Origin of the sequence: Pseudomonas tohonis (assembly GCF_012767755.2) — a bacterium.
In the GTDB taxonomy this organism is placed as follows: Bacteria; Pseudomonadota; Gammaproteobacteria; order Pseudomonadales; family Pseudomonadaceae; genus Metapseudomonas; species Metapseudomonas tohonis.
In genome coordinates this window covers 1,974,631-1,989,875 of the sequence record NZ_AP023189.1, presented here as the reverse complement: position 1 = coordinate 1,989,875, position 15,245 = coordinate 1,974,631, and the positions used below count along the sequence as shown (strand labels likewise).

Here is a 15,245-nt window from a genome sequence, read left to right as displayed (position 1 = left end):
GTCAGCCCTCCTTCTCGATGCGGTTGAGGTTGTCCCGCAGGATGGGGCCGTACTCGTACTTGCCGGCGCAGACGTAGCTGCACAGCGCCAGGTCTTCCTCGTCCAGCTCCAGGCAGCCCAGCTTCTGGGCCATCTCGGTGTCGCCGACGATGAGGTAGCGCAGCAACTGGGTGGGCAGGATGTCCAGCGGCATCACCGCCTCGTAGTTGCCCACCGGCACCATGGCGCGCGGGCTGCCGTTGGTGCTGGTGCTGAAGGCGAACCGGCGGGCCGCCATCAGCTTGGAGACGAAGATGTTCAGCACCGAATGCTTGTTCACCCCGGCGCGCAGGTAGTGCAGCAGCTCGCGGTCGTTGCCTTCGGCGAGGCAGGACACCTGCAGGTGGTAGCGCCCCAGGTAGGCGCAGGCGCCACGGGAGGTGCGCCCGCCCAGCAGGGAGCCGGACACCACGCGGTTGACGCCGGGCTTGAGTTCGCCGGCGGTCAGCTCGTCGAGGTTCGCGCCCAGGCGGGTGGCCAGCAGACGCGGCTTCTCCACCACCGGGCCGGCCAGGGCCACGACGCGCTCGACCCACAGGCGGCCGGTGGCGAACAGCTTGCCGACGGCGATCACGTCCTGGTAGCCGATGTGCCAGACGCTCCTGGTGGCGCTCACCGGGTCGAGGAAGTGGATGTGGGTGCCCGGAAGGCCCGCCGGATGCGGACCGGAGAAGGCCTCGGCGCGCACGCCGGTCAACTGCTCACCCGGCAGGCTGGCCCCGTCGGCCTTGCACAGGAACACCCGGCCCAGGCGCGCCAGCACCTTGAGACCGCGCTCGAAGTCGGCGGCGTGGGCAGCGATGATCGGCTGCGGGTCGGCGGCCAGCGGGTGGGTATCGAGGGCGGTCACGAAGATCGAGCTGGGAACGGCATCGACGGCCGGCACCCGGCTGAACGGGCGCGTACGCAGTGCGGTCCAGAGGCCCGAGCGCTGCAGGTTGTCCCGCACGGCCTGGGGATCGAGGGCATCCAGGGCGTTGTCCGGGCAGGTTTCGAAGACGACTTCGTCGTCGCCGTCCACATCGATCACCACCGACTGCAGCACACGCTGCTCGCCGCGGTGGATGGCCGAGACCACGCCCGCCGCCGGGGCGGTGAAGAGCACGCCGGGGTTCTTCTTGTCGGCGAACAGGGCCTGGCCCAGCTTCACCCGATCCCCGACCTGCACCTGCATGGTGGGCTTCATGCCGTGGTAGTCGAAGCCGATCACGGCCACGCTGCGCACGGCTCGTGCAGCCTCGATGCGCTGCTCGGGCTGGCCTGCGATGGGCAGGTCCAACCCCCGTCTGATTCTTGTCATGTCTCTCGCCTGAACCTTGAGAAGGGTTTCGTCCCGGTGTCGAACAGTAGCCGCCAAACGCCAGGCAGGCACCGGCACATGTGCCGGCACGCGGCAGAGCCTCGGGACGAAAACCGCGCATTATAAAGAGGCGCACCTCGGTGCGACCACCGAAAATCCTTGGCTTTCCGTCGGTTAGGCCTGGAGCGGTGACGGGAGGTCAGATGGCGGACGCGGGGTCACGGATGCGAACGGCGGGGCGAGCAGCAAAGGAACGGGGGCCGCAGCCCCCGTTTCCGACGTTACGAGCGAGGGCCCGCGGAGCGGCGGATGGCGTAGCAGATGGCGATGAAGCCGAGCCAGAAGGGAATGGCGTACACCGACACGTTGATGCCGGGGATCAGCAGCATCACGCCGAGGATCAGCGCCACGAAGGCCAGGCACAGGTAGTTGCTGAAGGGGTACCAGAGCGACTTGAAGAACGGCTCGATGCCCTGGCGCTGCAGCGACTTGCGGAACATCAGGTGCGACAGGCTGATCATCGCCCAGTTGATCACCAGGGCCGCCACCACCAGCGCCATCAGCAGTTCCAGCGCCTGCTTGGGCGCCAGGTAGTTCACCAGCACGCACAGCAGGGTCACCAGCGCGGAGACGCCGATGGCCAGCACCGGCACGCCACGACGGTTGACCTTGAGCAGCGCCTTGGGTGCATCGCCCTGCTCGGCCAGGCCGTAGAGCATGCGGCTGTTGCAGTACACGCCGCTGTTGTAGACCGACAGCGCGGCGGTCAGTACCACGAAGTTCAACAGGTGGGCGGCGGTGTCGCTGCCGATCAGCGAGAAGATCTGCACGAACGGGCTGCCGCTGTAGGGATCACCGGCGGCGCCGAGGGTTTCCAGCAGCTTGTCCCAGGGATAGAGCATCAGCAGCACGGTGAGGGCGCCGATGTAGAAGATCAGGATGCGCCAGATCACCTGGTTGATCGCCTTGGGGATCACCTTCTTCGGCTCGCTGGCCTCGGCGGCGGTGATGCCCACCAGCTCCAGGCCACCGAAGGAGAACATGATGATCGCCAGGACCATCACCAGCCCTTCCAGGCCATTGGGGAAGAACCCGCCGTGGCTCCAAAGGTTGCTCACGGCCGCCTGCTCGCCGCCGGTGCCGGAGACCAGCAGGTAGAGGCCGAGGATGATCATGCCGATGATCGCCACCACTTTGATCAGGGCGAACCAGAACTCGGTCTCGCCGAAGGCGCGGACGTTGGCCAGGTTGATCAGGTTGATCAGCACGAAGAAGGCCGCAGCCGTCGCCCAGGTGGGCACTTCCGGCCACCAGAACTGCACGTACTTGCCCACCGCGGTCAGCTCGGCCATGCCCACCAGCACATAGAGCACCCAGTAGTTCCAGCCGGAGAGGAAACCCGCGTAGCCGCCCCAGTACTTGTGGGCGAAGTGGCTGAAGGAGCCAGCCACGGGCTCCTCGACGATCATCTCGCCCAGCTGGCGCATGATCAGGAAGGCGATGAAGCCGGCGATGGCGTAGCCGAGGATCATCGAGGGGCCGGCGGATTTGAGTACCCCGGCCGAGCCGAGGAACAGACCGGTGCCGATGGCGCCGCCCAGGGCGATCAGCTGGATATGGCGATTTTCCAGGCCGCGCTTGAGCGAGCCGGCGTGCAGCTGTTGTCCGTCCATCAAGGGGTTTCCAAGCAGGAGGTGGGTATAGCGATTACAGACCTAAAAATGAAAAACGGGAGCCCGAAAGCTCCCGTTCTGTTCAACGCGGTATCAGCGCGGGAACGCAGGCGGGTTGACCCCGGCCATCTCTTCCATCACGCGGACCACCTGGCAGCTGTAGCCGAACTCGTTGTCGTACCACACGTAGAGCACGACACGGTTGTCGTTGCAGATGGTGGCTTCGGCATCGACCACACCGGCATGGCGGGAGCCGACGAAGTCGGTGGAGACCACTTCCTGCGAGCTGACGAAGTCGATCTGCTTCTGCAGGTCCGAGTGCATGGCCATCTGGCGCAGGTACTCGTTGATCTCTTCGCGGGTGGTGGCCTTTTCCAGGTTGAGGTTGAGGATGGCCATCGACACGTTCGGCGTCGGCACGCGAATGGCGTTGCCGGTCAGCTTGCCCTTCAGCACCGGCAGGGCCTTGGCGGCAGCGGTGGCGGCGCCGGTCTCGGTGATCACCATGTTCAGCGGCGCGCTGCGGCCACGGCGATCGCCCTTGTGGAAGTTGTCGATCAGGTTCTGGTCGTTGGTGTACGAGTGAACGGTCTCGACGTGGCCGTTGACGATGCCGTACTGATCATTGACGGCCTTGAGCACCGGCACGATGGCGTTGGTGGTGCAGGAGGCGGCCGAGATGATCTTGTCTTCGGCGGTGATCTCGCTGTGGTTGATGCCGTGCACGATGTTCTTCAGCGCGCCCTTGCCCGGAGCGGTCAGGACGACGCGATCGACACCCGGGCAGCTCAGGTGCTGGCCCAGGCCCTCGGCATCGCGCCACACGCCGGTGTTGTCGACCAGCAGGGCATTCTTGATGCCGTACTGGGTGTAGTCGACTTCGGTCGGCGACTTGGCGTAGATCACCTGGATCAGGTTGCCGTTGGCGGTGAGGGTGTTGTTTTCCTCGTCGATGGTGATGGTGCCATCGAACTTGCCGTGCACGGAGTCGCGGCGCAGCAGGCTGGCGCGCTTGACCAGGTCGTTGCTGGCGCCCTTGCGCACGACGATGGCGCGCAGGCGCAGGCCGTCGCCGCCACCGGTCTTCTCGATCAGGATGCGCGCCAGCAGGCGGCCGATGCGGCCGAAGCCGTACAGGACGACGTCGGTGCCTTCGCGGGCAGCGCCGTTCTGCTTGCCGACCACGTCGGCCAGCTCGTCCTTGACGAACTGCTCGACGGCACGGCCGTTGCCTTCGGCCTTGAACTTGCTGGCCATCTTGCCCAGGTCCACGGAAGCCGCGCCCAGCTTCAGCTCGCTCATGGCCTTGAGGATCGGGAAGGTATCGTGGACCGACAGCTCGCTGTCGTCAGCCAGGCGGTGGCGGGCGAAACGATGGGCCTTGAGAATGTCGATCACCGAACGGTTGATCAGACCACGGCCATAGATCGAGGTCACCACGCTGTTGTTGCGGTAGAGCTGGCCAATCAGCGGAATCATCGCTTCCGCGAGGGCTTCACGATCAATCCACTCACCGAGACACTGGTCGGGCTTCTGAGTCACGGGCAGTACCTTCCACATGTAGGGGCTGAAAAAAGGGGCTACATTATGACGGCGCGCGCAAGCGGCGGCAATCTGCAGCGGACGTAAGACTGACATCCGTCAGTCGGGATAGTTACAATCGCCCGGGTCCAATTTTCCGACCGGAGCCACCTTTGCCCGAGTCCGTCCTGCGTCTCCCGACCCTGCCCGCCGCCGCCGGCAAGCAGCAATGGGGCAACCTCCCCGGTGCCGCCCTCAGCCTGGCGATCGCCGAAGCCGCCAGCGCCGCCCGGCGCTTCACCCTGCTGCTGACCGCCGACAGCCAGAGCGCCGAACGCCTGGAGCAGGAACTGAGCTTCTTCGCCCCGGACCTGCCGGTGCTGCACTTCCCGGACTGGGAAACGCTGCCCTACGACCTGTTCTCGCCGCACCAGGACATCATCTCCCAGCGCATCGCCAGCCTCTATCGCCTGCCGGAGCTGACCCACGGCGTGCTGGTGGTGCCCATCACCACAGCCCTGCACCGCCTGGCGCCAACGCGCTTCCTGCTGGGCTCCAGCCTGGTGCTGGACGTCGGCCAGAAGCTCGACGTCGAGCAGATGCGCAGCCGCCTGGAGGCGGCCGGCTATCGCTGCGTGGACACCGTCTACGAACACGGCGAGTTCGCCGTGCGCGGCGCGCTGATCGACCTGTTCCCGATGGGCAGCGACGTGCCCTTCCGCATCGACCTGTTCGATGACGAGATCGAGACCCTGCGCACCTTCGACCCCGAGACCCAGCGCTCGGTGGACAAGGTGGAATCGATCCGCCTGCTGCCGGCCCGCGAGTTCCCGCTGGACAAGAAGGCCGTGACCGACTTCCGCGGTCGCTTCCGCGAGCGCTTCGACGTGGATTTCCGCCGCTGCCCGATCTACCAGGACCTGGCCAGCGGCATCACCCCCGCCGGCATCGAGTACTACCTGCCGCTGTTCTTCGAGGACAGCGCCACCCTCTTCGACTACCTGCCCCAGGACACCCAGGTGTTCTCCCTGCCCGGCATCGAGCAGGCCGCCGAGCAGTTCTGGAACGACGTGCGCAACCGCTATGAAGAGCGCCGCGTCGACCCCGAGCGACCGCTGGTGCCGCCCGCCGAGCTGTTCCTGCCGGTGGAGGACTGCTTCGCCCGGCTCAAGGGCTCGCCACGGGTCGTGGTCAGCCAGGAGGACCTGGACACCGGCGTCGGTCGCGAGCGCTTCCCGGCCCGCCCGTTGCCGGACCTGGCGATCCAGGCCAAGGCCAGCGAACCCCTGGCCGCCCTGCGCCGCTTCCTGGAAGAGTTCCCCGGCCGCGTGCTGTTCAGCGCCGAATCGGCCGGCCGCCGCGAAGTGCTGCTGGAGTTGCTCGCCCGCCTCAAACTGCGCCCGCAGGAAGTCAGCGGCTGGACGGAGTTCGTCGCCGGCAAGGAGCGCCTGGCCATCACCATCGCGCCCCTGGACGAAGGCCTGCTGCTGGATGACCCGGGCCTGGCGCTGGTCGCCGAGAGCCCGCTGTTCGGCCAGCGCGTGATGCAGCGCCGCCGCCGCGACCGCCGGGGCGACGGTGGCGACAACGTCATCAAGAACCTCGCCGAGCTGCGCGAAGGCGCGCCGGTGGTGCACATCGACCACGGCGTCGGCCGCTACCTGGGCCTGATCACCCTGGAGATCGAGGGCCAATCCGCCGAATTCCTCGCCCTGCAATACGCCGAGGAAGCCAAGCTCTACGTACCCGTGGCCAGCCTGCACCTGATCGCCCGCTACACCGGCAGCGACGACGCCCTCGCGCCGCTGCACCGCCTGGGCTCCGAGGCCTGGCAGAAGGCCAAGCGCAAGGCCGCCGAACAGGTACGCGACGTCGCCGCCGAACTGCTGGACATCTATGCCCGTCGCGCCGCCCGCGAAGGCTATGCCTTCAAGGACCCGATGGCCGACTACGCCACCTTCTCCGCCGGCTTCCCCTTCGAGGAGACGCCGGACCAGCAGACCGCCATCGACGCCGTACTGGCCGACATGCTGGCGCCCAAGCCGATGGACCGCCTGGTCTGCGGCGACGTAGGCTTCGGCAAGACCGAAGTGGCCATGCGCGCCGCCTTCGTCGCCGTGCACAGCGGCAAGCAGGTGGCGGTGCTGGTGCCCACCACCCTGCTCGCCCAGCAGCACTACAACAGCTTCCGCGACCGCTTCGCCGACTGGCCGGTGAAAGTCGAGGTGATGAGCCGCTTCAAGACCGCCAAGGAAGTGGAAGGCGCTGCGCAACAGCTGGCCGACGGCAAGGTGGACATCGTCATCGGCACCCACAAGCTGCTGCAGGACGACATCACCTTCAAGAACCTGGGCCTGGTGATCATCGACGAGGAACACCGCTTCGGCGTGCGCCAGAAGGAGCAGCTCAAGGCCCTGCGCAGCGAGGTGGACATCCTCACCCTCACCGCCACGCCGATCCCGCGCACCCTGAACATGGCCGTCGCCGGCATGCGCGACCTGTCGATCATCGCCACTCCACCCGCGCGCCGCCTGTCGGTGCGTACCTTCGTCATGGAACAGCAGAACACCGTGATCAAGGAGGCGCTGCTGCGCGAGCTGCTGCGCGGCGGCCAGGTGTACTACCTGCACAACGAAGTGAAGAGCATCGAGAAGTGCGCCGCCGACCTTGCGGAGCTGGTGCCCGAGGCGCGCATCGGCATCGGCCACGGGCAGATGCACGAGCGCGAACTCGAGCAGGTGATGAGCGACTTCTATCACAAGCGCTTCAACGTGCTGATCGCCTCGACCATCATCGAGACCGGCATCGACGTGCCCAGCGCCAACACCATCATCATCGAACGCGCCGACAAGTTCGGCCTGGCCCAGCTGCACCAGCTGCGCGGCCGCGTCGGGCGCAGCCACCACCAGGCCTACGCCTACCTGCTCACCCCGCCACGCAAGCAGATGACCCCGGACGCCGAGAAGCGCCTGGAGGCCATCGCCAACGCCCAGGACCTGGGGGCCGGCTTCGTCCTGGCCACCCACGACCTGGAGATACGGGGTGCCGGCGAGCTGCTCGGCGACGGGCAGAGCGGGCAGATCCAGGCGGTGGGCTTCACCCTCTACATGGAAATGCTCGAGCGCGCGGTCAAGGCCATCCAGAAGGGCGAGCAGCCCAACCTGGAGCAACCGCTGGGCGGCGGGCCGGAAATCAACCTGCGTCTGCCGGCGCTGATTCCCGAGGACTACCTGCCCGACGTGCACGCGCGCCTGATCCTCTACAAGCGCATCGCCTCGGCCGCCGACGAGGACGGCCTGAAGGAGCTGCAGGTGGAGATGATCGACCGCTTCGGCCTGCTGCCGGAACCGACCAAGAACCTGGTACGCCTGACCCTGCTCAAACTGCAGGCGGAGAAGCTCGGCATCAAGAAAGTCGACGCTGGCCCGCAGGGCGGTCGGATAGAATTCGCCGCCGACACCTGCGTCGACCCGCTGGTGCTGATCAAGCTGATCCAGGGCCAGCCCAAGCGCTACAAGTTCGAAGGCGCCACGCTGTTCCGCTTCCAGGTGCCGATGGAGCGCCCGGAAGAACGCTTCAACACACTCGAGGCGCTGTTCGAGCGCCTGACTCCGCAATCCGCTTAAAGGACCGATCCATGCGTGCGTTCCGTTACCTCGCCCTGATGCTTGCCCTGCTGGCCCCCAGCGCTTTCGCCGATGGGCTCTACCAGGTCGAGCTGATCCTCTTCCGCCAGTCGGGCGAAGCCACGCCCGCCAGCCAGCCGGCCCCGGACGATTGGGCCAACGGCGCGCAGAGCCTGGCCAGTGTCGGTGAACGCGCCACCGCGCTGAACGGCGAGGCTGCCAAGCTCAACCCCGGCAACGGCTACCAGGTGCTGCTGCACAAGGCCTGGACGCAGAGCGTCGGCGCCAACCCCAGCCGCGTGGCCGTCAGCGCCGGTGACCAGCAGCTTGGCCACTTCCCGGTGGAAGGCACCGTGACCCTGTCCCAGGTGCGCTACACCGATGTCGCCGTCGACTTCTGGGTCAACCAGTTCGACGGTAGCGGCCTGCTCAGCGGCAGCGAACGCATCAAGCAGGGCACCCGTCTGAAGACCGGCGAGCTGACCTACCTCGATCACTCCAGCCTCGGCGTCCTGATCCGCGTCAGCCCGCTCTGACCGACGTGCTCACCCTGCTCGAACACCTGCGCCAGCACGACTGGCGGCAGGACTTCGACAGCGGCGCGCTGCAGCGCGGCACGGGCTATGCCCGCCAGCGCCTGGCGCGCCTGCGGGCCATGGACGAGACCCTGCTGCAGTCCAGCTGCGCAGGCTCGGGTGACAACTTCTACCATCAGAACATCCGCCTGGCGCCCCACGGCCTCGGCATCATCGGCCGCTGCAGCTGCCCGGTGGGCATCAACTGCAAGCACTGCGTGGCAGCCATCCTGCAAGTGCTGGAGGAAGGCGCCCCCAGCCAGCGTCCGGAACGACCGCTGTCGGCTGCCGAGACGCCCACGGCCAGGCGCGTGCTCAAGGACATCCAGCCACGCCCGCTGCTGGCCCTCGGCAGCCTGGCGCAGAGCCTCTACGACCTGCGCAGCGGACGCATGGTCGGCAGCCAGCAGCACCGTGCCGGCCTGGCATTCGACTACGCCGGCATCAGCGCCCACGGCAAGAACGCCCGCCACAACGCAGTGAGCAAGCGCCAGGGCGAATTGCTGGAAGTCCAGCGCCAGCCCGCCACCGAAGAGGCCCTGCGTGAGCGCCTGCGCCAGCTCGGTTTCAAGGAATCGCTGCGCCAGAGCCTGGCCCTGCCCAGTGACCTCTACGAACTCTTCGAGCTGCCCGGTGACAGCGCCTGGCAGCGCTTCATGAACAAGGGCCTGCCGGAGCTGCGCGCCGAGGGCTGGGAGGTGGACATCCGCCCCGGCTTCCACTTCGACCTGTCCAGCGTCGAGCGCTGGTACGCCGAGGTGGACGAAGTCCCGGGCCAGCATTGGTTCGACCTGGAGCTGGGCATCGTCGTCGAAGGCCAGCGCATCAGCCTGCTGCCCATCCTCCTGCGCCTGATCCAGCAGAACCCCAAGCTGCTCAGCCCGAAGAACCTGGAGAAGCGGCGCGACGACGAGCAATTGCGCCTGCAACTGGACACCCTGGGCGCCAACACCGGCCGCCCCCTGCAGGTCGCCCTGCCCTTCGGTCGCCTGAAACCCCTGCTGGCCACCCTGGGCGAGCTTTACCTGCGAGATCGCCCGGAAGGCCGCAGCCTGCGCCTCGCCCTGCCCGATGCTGCACGCCTGGGGCAACTGGACGAACTGCAACTGGAGTGGCAGGGCGGCGAACGCCTGCGCAGCTTCGCCGAGCGCCTGCGTGACAGCCGCCAGACCCGCCACGAGGCCCCTGACGGCCTGCAGGCGGACCTGCGCACCTATCAGCTGCAAGGCCTCGCCTGGCTGCAGAGCCTGCGCGAACTGGGTGCGGGCGGCGTGCTGGGTGACGACATGGGCCTGGGCAAGACCCTGCAGACCCTGGCCCACCTGCTCACCGAGAAGAACGCCGGCCGTCTCGACCGTCCGGCGCTGGTGGTGATGCCCACCAGCCTGATCCCCAACTGGCAGGACGAGGCCGCACGCTTCGCCCCCGACCTGCGGGTGCTGGCGCTGCATGGCCCGAACCGCAAGAAGGACTTCGCACGCCTGGGCGAGTTCGACCTGCTGCTGACCACCTACGCCCTGCTACCCCGCGACCTCGCGGCCTGGAAGGCGCAGCCCCTGCACCTGCTGGTGCTGGACGAGGCGCAGAACATCAAGACGCCCACCAGCAAGGCCGCCCAGGCCGTGCGCCAGCTGGAGGCGCGGCAGCGCCTGTGCCTGTCCGGCACGCCGCTGGAGAATCACCTGGGCGAGCTCTGGTCGCTGTTCCACTTCCTCATGCCCGGCTGGCTGGGTGACGCCAAGCAGTTCGCCCGCGACTACCGCACCCCGATCGAGAAGCGCGGCGACAACGAGCGCCTGGCCCATCTCAACGGTCGCATCCGTCCCTTCCTGCTGCGCCGGACCAAGGAATCGGTGGCCACCGAGCTGCCAGCCAAGACCGAGATCGTCCAGCGCGTGGAGCTCAGCGAGGGGCAGCGTGATCTCTACGAGACGGTGCGCCTGGCGATGGACCGCAAGGTCCGCGCGGAGATCCAGGACAAGGGCATGGCGCGCAGCCAGATGGTGATCCTCGAGGCGCTGCTGAAGCTGCGCCAGACCTGCTGCGACCTGCGCCTGGTGGAGCACGAGCGCACCCGGCCGCTGCGCGGCAGCACCTCGGGCAAGCTGGACAGCCTGATGGAGATGCTGGTGGAGCTGTTCGCCGAGGGGCGCAAGGTGCTGCTCTTCTCGCAGTTCACCAGCATGCTGGAGCTGATCGAGGCCGAACTGCAGCAGCGCGGCATCGAGTACCTGATCCTCACGGGCGACACCCGCGATCGACGCACCCCCGTGAAGCGCTTCCAGGCCGGAGAAGTGCCGCTGTTCCTGATCAGCCTGAAGGCGGGTGGCACGGGCCTGAATCTCACCGCCGCCGACACGGTGATCCACTATGACCCCTGGTGGAACCCGGCCGCCGAGCGCCAGGCAACGGACCGTGCCTACCGCATCGGCCAGGACAAGCCGGTGTTCGTCTACAAGCTGATCGCCCGGGGCACGGTGGAAGAGAAGATCCAGCAACTGCAACAGCGCAAGGCGCTGCTCGCCGAGGGCATCCTCGGGCAGAGCGAGGGAGCGGACTGGCAATTGCGCGAAGAGGACCTCGACGCCCTCTTCGCGCCCCTGCCGACGGCCTGAAGGCCGGTCAGGCCTTGAACAGGCGGACGAGGACTTCGCGCACCTTGCCGATGCCGTCGGCCAGGGCGGCCTCGATCTCGGCCATGGTGATGACGCCGCTGGACTTGCCGGCAGCCGGATTGACCACCAGCGAGATGCAGGCGTAGGGCAGGTCCAGCTCACGGGCGAGCACGGCCTCGGGCATGCCGGTCATCCCCACCAGATCACAGCCATCGCGCTCCATGCGGGCGATCTCGGCGACCGTCTCCAGGCGCGGGCCCTGGGTGCAGCCATACACGCCGTGGTCGCTGTGCGCGTGCCCGGTGGCGGCGAGTGCGGTGAGCAGCTTCTGCCGCAGCGCCTCGTCGTAGGGATGACTGAAATCGATGTGGGTCACATGGTCCAGCTCGCCTTCGAAGAAGGTGTCGGTGCGCCCGTGGGTGTAGTCGATCAGCTGGTGCGGCACCACGAGGTGCCCGGTGCCCATGGCGGCGTTGATACCGCCCACCGCATTGACCGCGACCACCGCCTGGGCGCCAGCCTGCTTGAGCGCCCAGAGATTGGCGCGGTAGTTGACCTGGTGCGGAGGAATGCGGTGCGGGTGGCCATGGCGGGCGAGGAACAGCAGGTCGCGCCCGGCGTAATCGCCCTGGACGATGCCCGCCGAGGGCGCGCCATAGGGCGTCTCGGGGTTGAGCAGCGCCTTCATGGTCAGGCCTTCGAGCTGGGTGAGGCCGGTGCCACCGATAATCGCGTAAACGGTCATTTCGCTTCCTTCAGTCGATCAGCTGGGCTTCGCGCAGGGCGGCGATCGCCGTTTGCCAACGCGGGTCTTGACGGTATTCGGTGCCCGGGAAAGCGCGGCGGCGCATGCGCGCGAGCTGAGCAGGCGGCGTCACCCCGAGACGTTGCAGGCGCGACAGGGCCAGCTCGGCGGCAGCACGGTCGTTGCACACCAGGCCCATGTCGCAGCCTGCGCTCAACGCTGCCTCGATGCGCTCCGCGGCGTCACCCACCACGTGGGCGCCGGCCATGGACAGGTCGTCGCTGAAGATCACCCCGGTGTACTTCAGCTCGCCACGCAGGATGTCCTGCAGCCAGCGGCGCGAGAAACCGGCGGGCTGCGAGTCGACCTTGGGATAGATGACGTGGGCCGGCATCATGCCGTCCAGCTCGGGCGCCAGGCGGGTGAAGGGCACCAGGTCCGCGGCGCGGATCTGCTCCAGGCTGCGCTCATCCGTGGGAATGGCGACGTGGGAGTCGGCTTCCGCCCAGCCATGGCCGGGGAAGTGCTTGCCGGTGGCCGCCATGCCGGCGGCACGCAGGCCCTCGATGAAGGCACCGGCCAGGTCGGTGGCGCGCTGCGGATCGCCCTCGAAGGCACGGCTGCCGACCACGGCGCTGCGCTGGTGATCGAGGTCGAGCACCGGGGCGAAGCTGATATCCAGCCCGACGGCCAGGACTTCGGTCGCCATGAGCCAGCCACACTGCCGGGCCAGCGCCTCGGCATTGGCGTTGTCGGCCAGCGCGCGCATGGCCGGCAGGCGCACGAACCCCTGGCGCAGACGCTGCACGCGCCCGCCTTCCTGGTCGACGGCGAGAATGAGGTCCGGGCGCAGGGCGCGGATGGAGGCGCAGAGTTCGCGCACCTGGCGCGGGTCCTCGATATTGCGCGCGAAGATGATCAGGCCGGCCACTTCCGGCTGCCGCAGGATCTGGCGATCCTCAGCGGTCAGCCAGGTGCCGCCGATGTCCAGCATCAGGGAGCCTTGCATGGGATTCCTTAGGAGAGTTCTGCCGCGGCCCAGTCAGGCCGGGGCGCTTCGTCGATCCGCACCGCACAATGGACGGGAACGCGGGGGAAGAGTTCAAGCAGGTCGGCATTGCGCAGGCGTACGCAGCCATGGGACAGCGGTACGCCCATGGGCTCGGTGTCCGGCGTGCCGTGCAGGTAGATGTAGCGACGCATGGTGTCGACCTTGCCCAGGCGGTTGCGCCCGGGCTCGCAACCGCTCAGCCAGAGGATGCGGCTGAGGATCCAGTCGCGACCGGGGAACTGCGCGTGCAACTCGGGCGTCCAGGTCTCGCCGGTCCAGCGACGGCCGCGCAGCACCGCACCTTGCGGCAGCCCCTCGCCGATCTTCGCTCGCACTTGGTGAAGGCCGCGAGGCGTACGATTGGAGCCACTCTGCTCACCGGCGCCGTTGAGCGCGGTGGAAACGGGAAGACGCAGCACCAGACGCTCTTTGGCGAAGCCGTAGAGGCGCTGGTCGGCGATGGAAATATGAAGGAGATCGAGGTCGGGCATGGGGCGCTAGCTTAGCCGATCCCCCTGCCCTCGCCCACCGGGATCAGGCCTTGGCAGGCGTACTCGGGGACTTGCTGCGCGGTTTCAGGACCGCTTTTGAAAGGGTTTCGTCGGACAGTCCGGTCTCGGCACGCATGCCGGCTGCCAGGAAGGGCACCATCAGGCGCATCACCTGTTCGATGGAAGTGTTCACGCCGAAATCGGTCTCGGCCATCGCGCGCAACGCCTTGATGCCGGACATGCTGAACGCGGCGGCACCGAGCATGAAGTGCACGCGCCAGAACAGCTCGAGTGGCGGCACCTTGGGCGCCGACTCGTTGACCAGCAGCATGTAACGACGGAAGACCTTGCCGTACACCTCTTCCAGGTACTTGCGCAGGTGGCCCTGGCTCTGGCTGAACGCCAGCCCCAGCAGGCGCATGAAGATGGACAGGTCATTACCGCTGCGTGGCTTCACCGCCAGCGCCTGCTCCACCAGCATCTCCAGCAGCTCTTCGAGCGTCGCGCGCGCCTCGCTCTTCGCCTGCCGGCGATCGAGCTCACGCTCCAGACTCTGGCAGAAAGGCCCGAGGAAGCGCGAGAACACCGCCTGGATCAGCGCCTTCTTCGAGCCGAAGTGATAATTCACAGCAGCCAGGTTCACACCCGCCTTGCTGGTGATCAAACGCAACGAAGTCTCGGCGAAGCCCTTCTCCGCGAACAGCTGTTCCGCAGCATCAAGAATGCGTTCGACGGTTTCCGACTGGGCCATGGCTCCTCCGCCTGACAAACACTTGTTTGAAACATACGTTTCAAGCCGCTGCCTTGTCAAGTCGCGCACACCACCTTCTGACGCCCCGGTCACGGCTCGCAAGCGCCATATTCACGCAAGACGACAGGCAAGTCACTAGAGCCACAAGCCACACGGCGAAAGGATGCAGAGAAGACTTGTTGCCAAGCGATGATCACTGTATATAATTCCAGTCACTGTATAAAAAGACAGAGCGCCGACATGCTGAAACTCACGCCCCGCCAAGCCGAGATCCTCGCGTTCATCAAGCGCTGCATCGAAGACAACGGCTATCCGCCCACCCGTGCGGAGATCGCCCAGGAACTGGGCTTCAAGTCGCCCAATGCTGCCGAAGAGCACCTCAAGGCGCTGGCCCGAAAGGGGGCGATCGAGATGACTCCCGGCGCCTCCCGCGGCATCCGCATCCCCGGCTTCGAGCCCAGCACCGAGGAAGACGGCCTGCCGATCATCGGTCGCGTTGCTGCCGGCGCTCCCATACTCGCCCAGCAGAACATCGAAGAATCCTGCCGGATCAACCCGGAGTTCTTCCATCCCCGCGCCGACTACCTGCTGCGCGTGAGCGGCATGAGCATGAAGGATGTCGGCATCCACGATGGGGACCTGCTCGCCGTCCATACCACCCGCGAGGCCCGCAACGGCCAGATCGTCGTAGCCCGCCTGGATGACGAGGTCACCGTCAAACGCTTCAAACGCGAGGGCAACAAGGTCTGGCTGATCGCCGAGAACCCGGATTTCGCACCGATCGAGGTGGACCTTCAGGAGCGGGATCTGGTCATCGAAGGCTTGAGCGTCGGCGTCATCCGCCGCTAACAGGAGGCG

The 15,245-nt window shown here is 67.0% G+C and carries 11 protein-coding genes; 4 read left to right on the top strand and 7 right to left on the bottom strand.

The features are described 5' to 3' along the window. Nucleotide 1 precedes the first annotated feature (1 nt). The 3 genes from HSX14_RS09180 to HSX14_RS09170 form a co-directional block, all read right to left on the bottom strand. The gene (locus HSX14_RS09180; protein WP_173173777.1) at nt 2-1,339 is read right to left on the bottom strand and encodes a Na(+)-translocating NADH-quinone reductase subunit A; all 1,338 of its coding nucleotides are present in this window, start codon (nt 1,337-1,339) and stop codon (nt 2-4) included. A 281-nt stretch (nt 1,340-1,620) separates the two neighbouring features. Further along, the gene (locus HSX14_RS09175) at nt 1,621-3,012 is read right to left on the bottom strand and encodes an amino acid permease (RefSeq protein ID WP_173173775.1); all 1,392 of its coding nucleotides are present in this window, start codon (nt 3,010-3,012) and stop codon (nt 1,621-1,623) included. Between the two features lie 93 nt (nt 3,013-3,105). Continuing rightward, nucleotides 3,106-4,572: a glyceraldehyde-3-phosphate dehydrogenase gene (locus tag HSX14_RS09170; RefSeq protein WP_173173773.1), complete on the bottom strand. Its 1,467-nt coding sequence runs from the start codon at nt 4,570-4,572 to the stop codon at nt 3,106-3,108. Nucleotides 4,573-4,706: 134 nt separating this feature from the next. Here HSX14_RS09170 and mfd point away from each other — a divergent pair, with 134 nt between their 5' ends. The 3 genes from mfd to HSX14_RS09155 are packed head-to-tail and all read left to right on the top strand — an operon-like array spanning nt 4,707 to nt 11,349. Next, entirely contained in the window at nt 4,707-8,159 is a 3,453-nt protein-coding gene (gene mfd, locus HSX14_RS09165; RefSeq protein WP_173173771.1) for a transcription-repair coupling factor, read from the top strand. An 11-nt stretch (nt 8,160-8,170) separates the two neighbouring features. Then, nucleotides 8,171-8,695, top strand: coding sequence for a CsiV family protein (locus HSX14_RS09160; protein WP_173173769.1), 525 nt, complete (start codon nt 8,171-8,173; stop codon nt 8,693-8,695). Between the two features lie 5 nt (nt 8,696-8,700). After that, nucleotides 8,701-11,349: a DEAD/DEAH box helicase gene (locus HSX14_RS09155; protein WP_373874652.1), complete on the top strand. Its 2,649-nt coding sequence runs from the start codon at nt 8,701-8,703 to the stop codon at nt 11,347-11,349. A gap of 7 nt (nt 11,350-11,356) precedes the next feature. Here the strand turns inward: HSX14_RS09155 and HSX14_RS09150 are convergent, their stop codons facing one another. Genes HSX14_RS09150 through HSX14_RS09135 form a run of 4 tightly spaced genes read right to left on the bottom strand, consistent with a single transcriptional unit; the run spans nt 11,357 to nt 14,387 of the window. Beyond that, nucleotides 11,357-12,094 carry an S-methyl-5'-thioinosine phosphorylase gene (locus HSX14_RS09150; RefSeq protein ID WP_173173767.1) on the bottom strand — a complete coding sequence of 246 codons (738 nt, stop codon included), beginning with the start codon at nt 12,092-12,094 and terminating at the stop codon, nt 11,357-11,359. Nucleotides 12,095-12,104: 10 nt separating this feature from the next. After that, on the bottom strand, nt 12,105-13,103 hold the full coding sequence (gene nagZ, locus HSX14_RS09145) for a beta-N-acetylhexosaminidase (protein WP_173173765.1): 999 nt from the start codon (nt 13,101-13,103) through the stop codon (nt 12,105-12,107). An 8-nt stretch (nt 13,104-13,111) separates the two neighbouring features. Then, nucleotides 13,112-13,636: a L,D-transpeptidase gene (locus HSX14_RS09140; protein WP_173173763.1), complete on the bottom strand. Its 525-nt coding sequence runs from the start codon at nt 13,634-13,636 to the stop codon at nt 13,112-13,114. 43 nt (nt 13,637-13,679) lie between these two features. Then, complete coding sequence (locus tag HSX14_RS09135) at nt 13,680-14,387, bottom strand: TetR/AcrR family transcriptional regulator (RefSeq protein WP_111262749.1); 708 nt, start codon at nt 14,385-14,387, stop codon at nt 13,680-13,682. A 240-nt stretch (nt 14,388-14,627) separates the two neighbouring features. On the opposite strand from HSX14_RS09135, the gene lexA reads away from it, so the two are divergent. Then, entirely contained in the window at nt 14,628-15,236 is a 609-nt protein-coding gene (lexA, locus tag HSX14_RS09130; RefSeq protein ID WP_111262748.1) for a transcriptional repressor LexA, read from the top strand. The last annotated feature ends 9 nt before the right edge of the window (nt 15,237-15,245 follow it).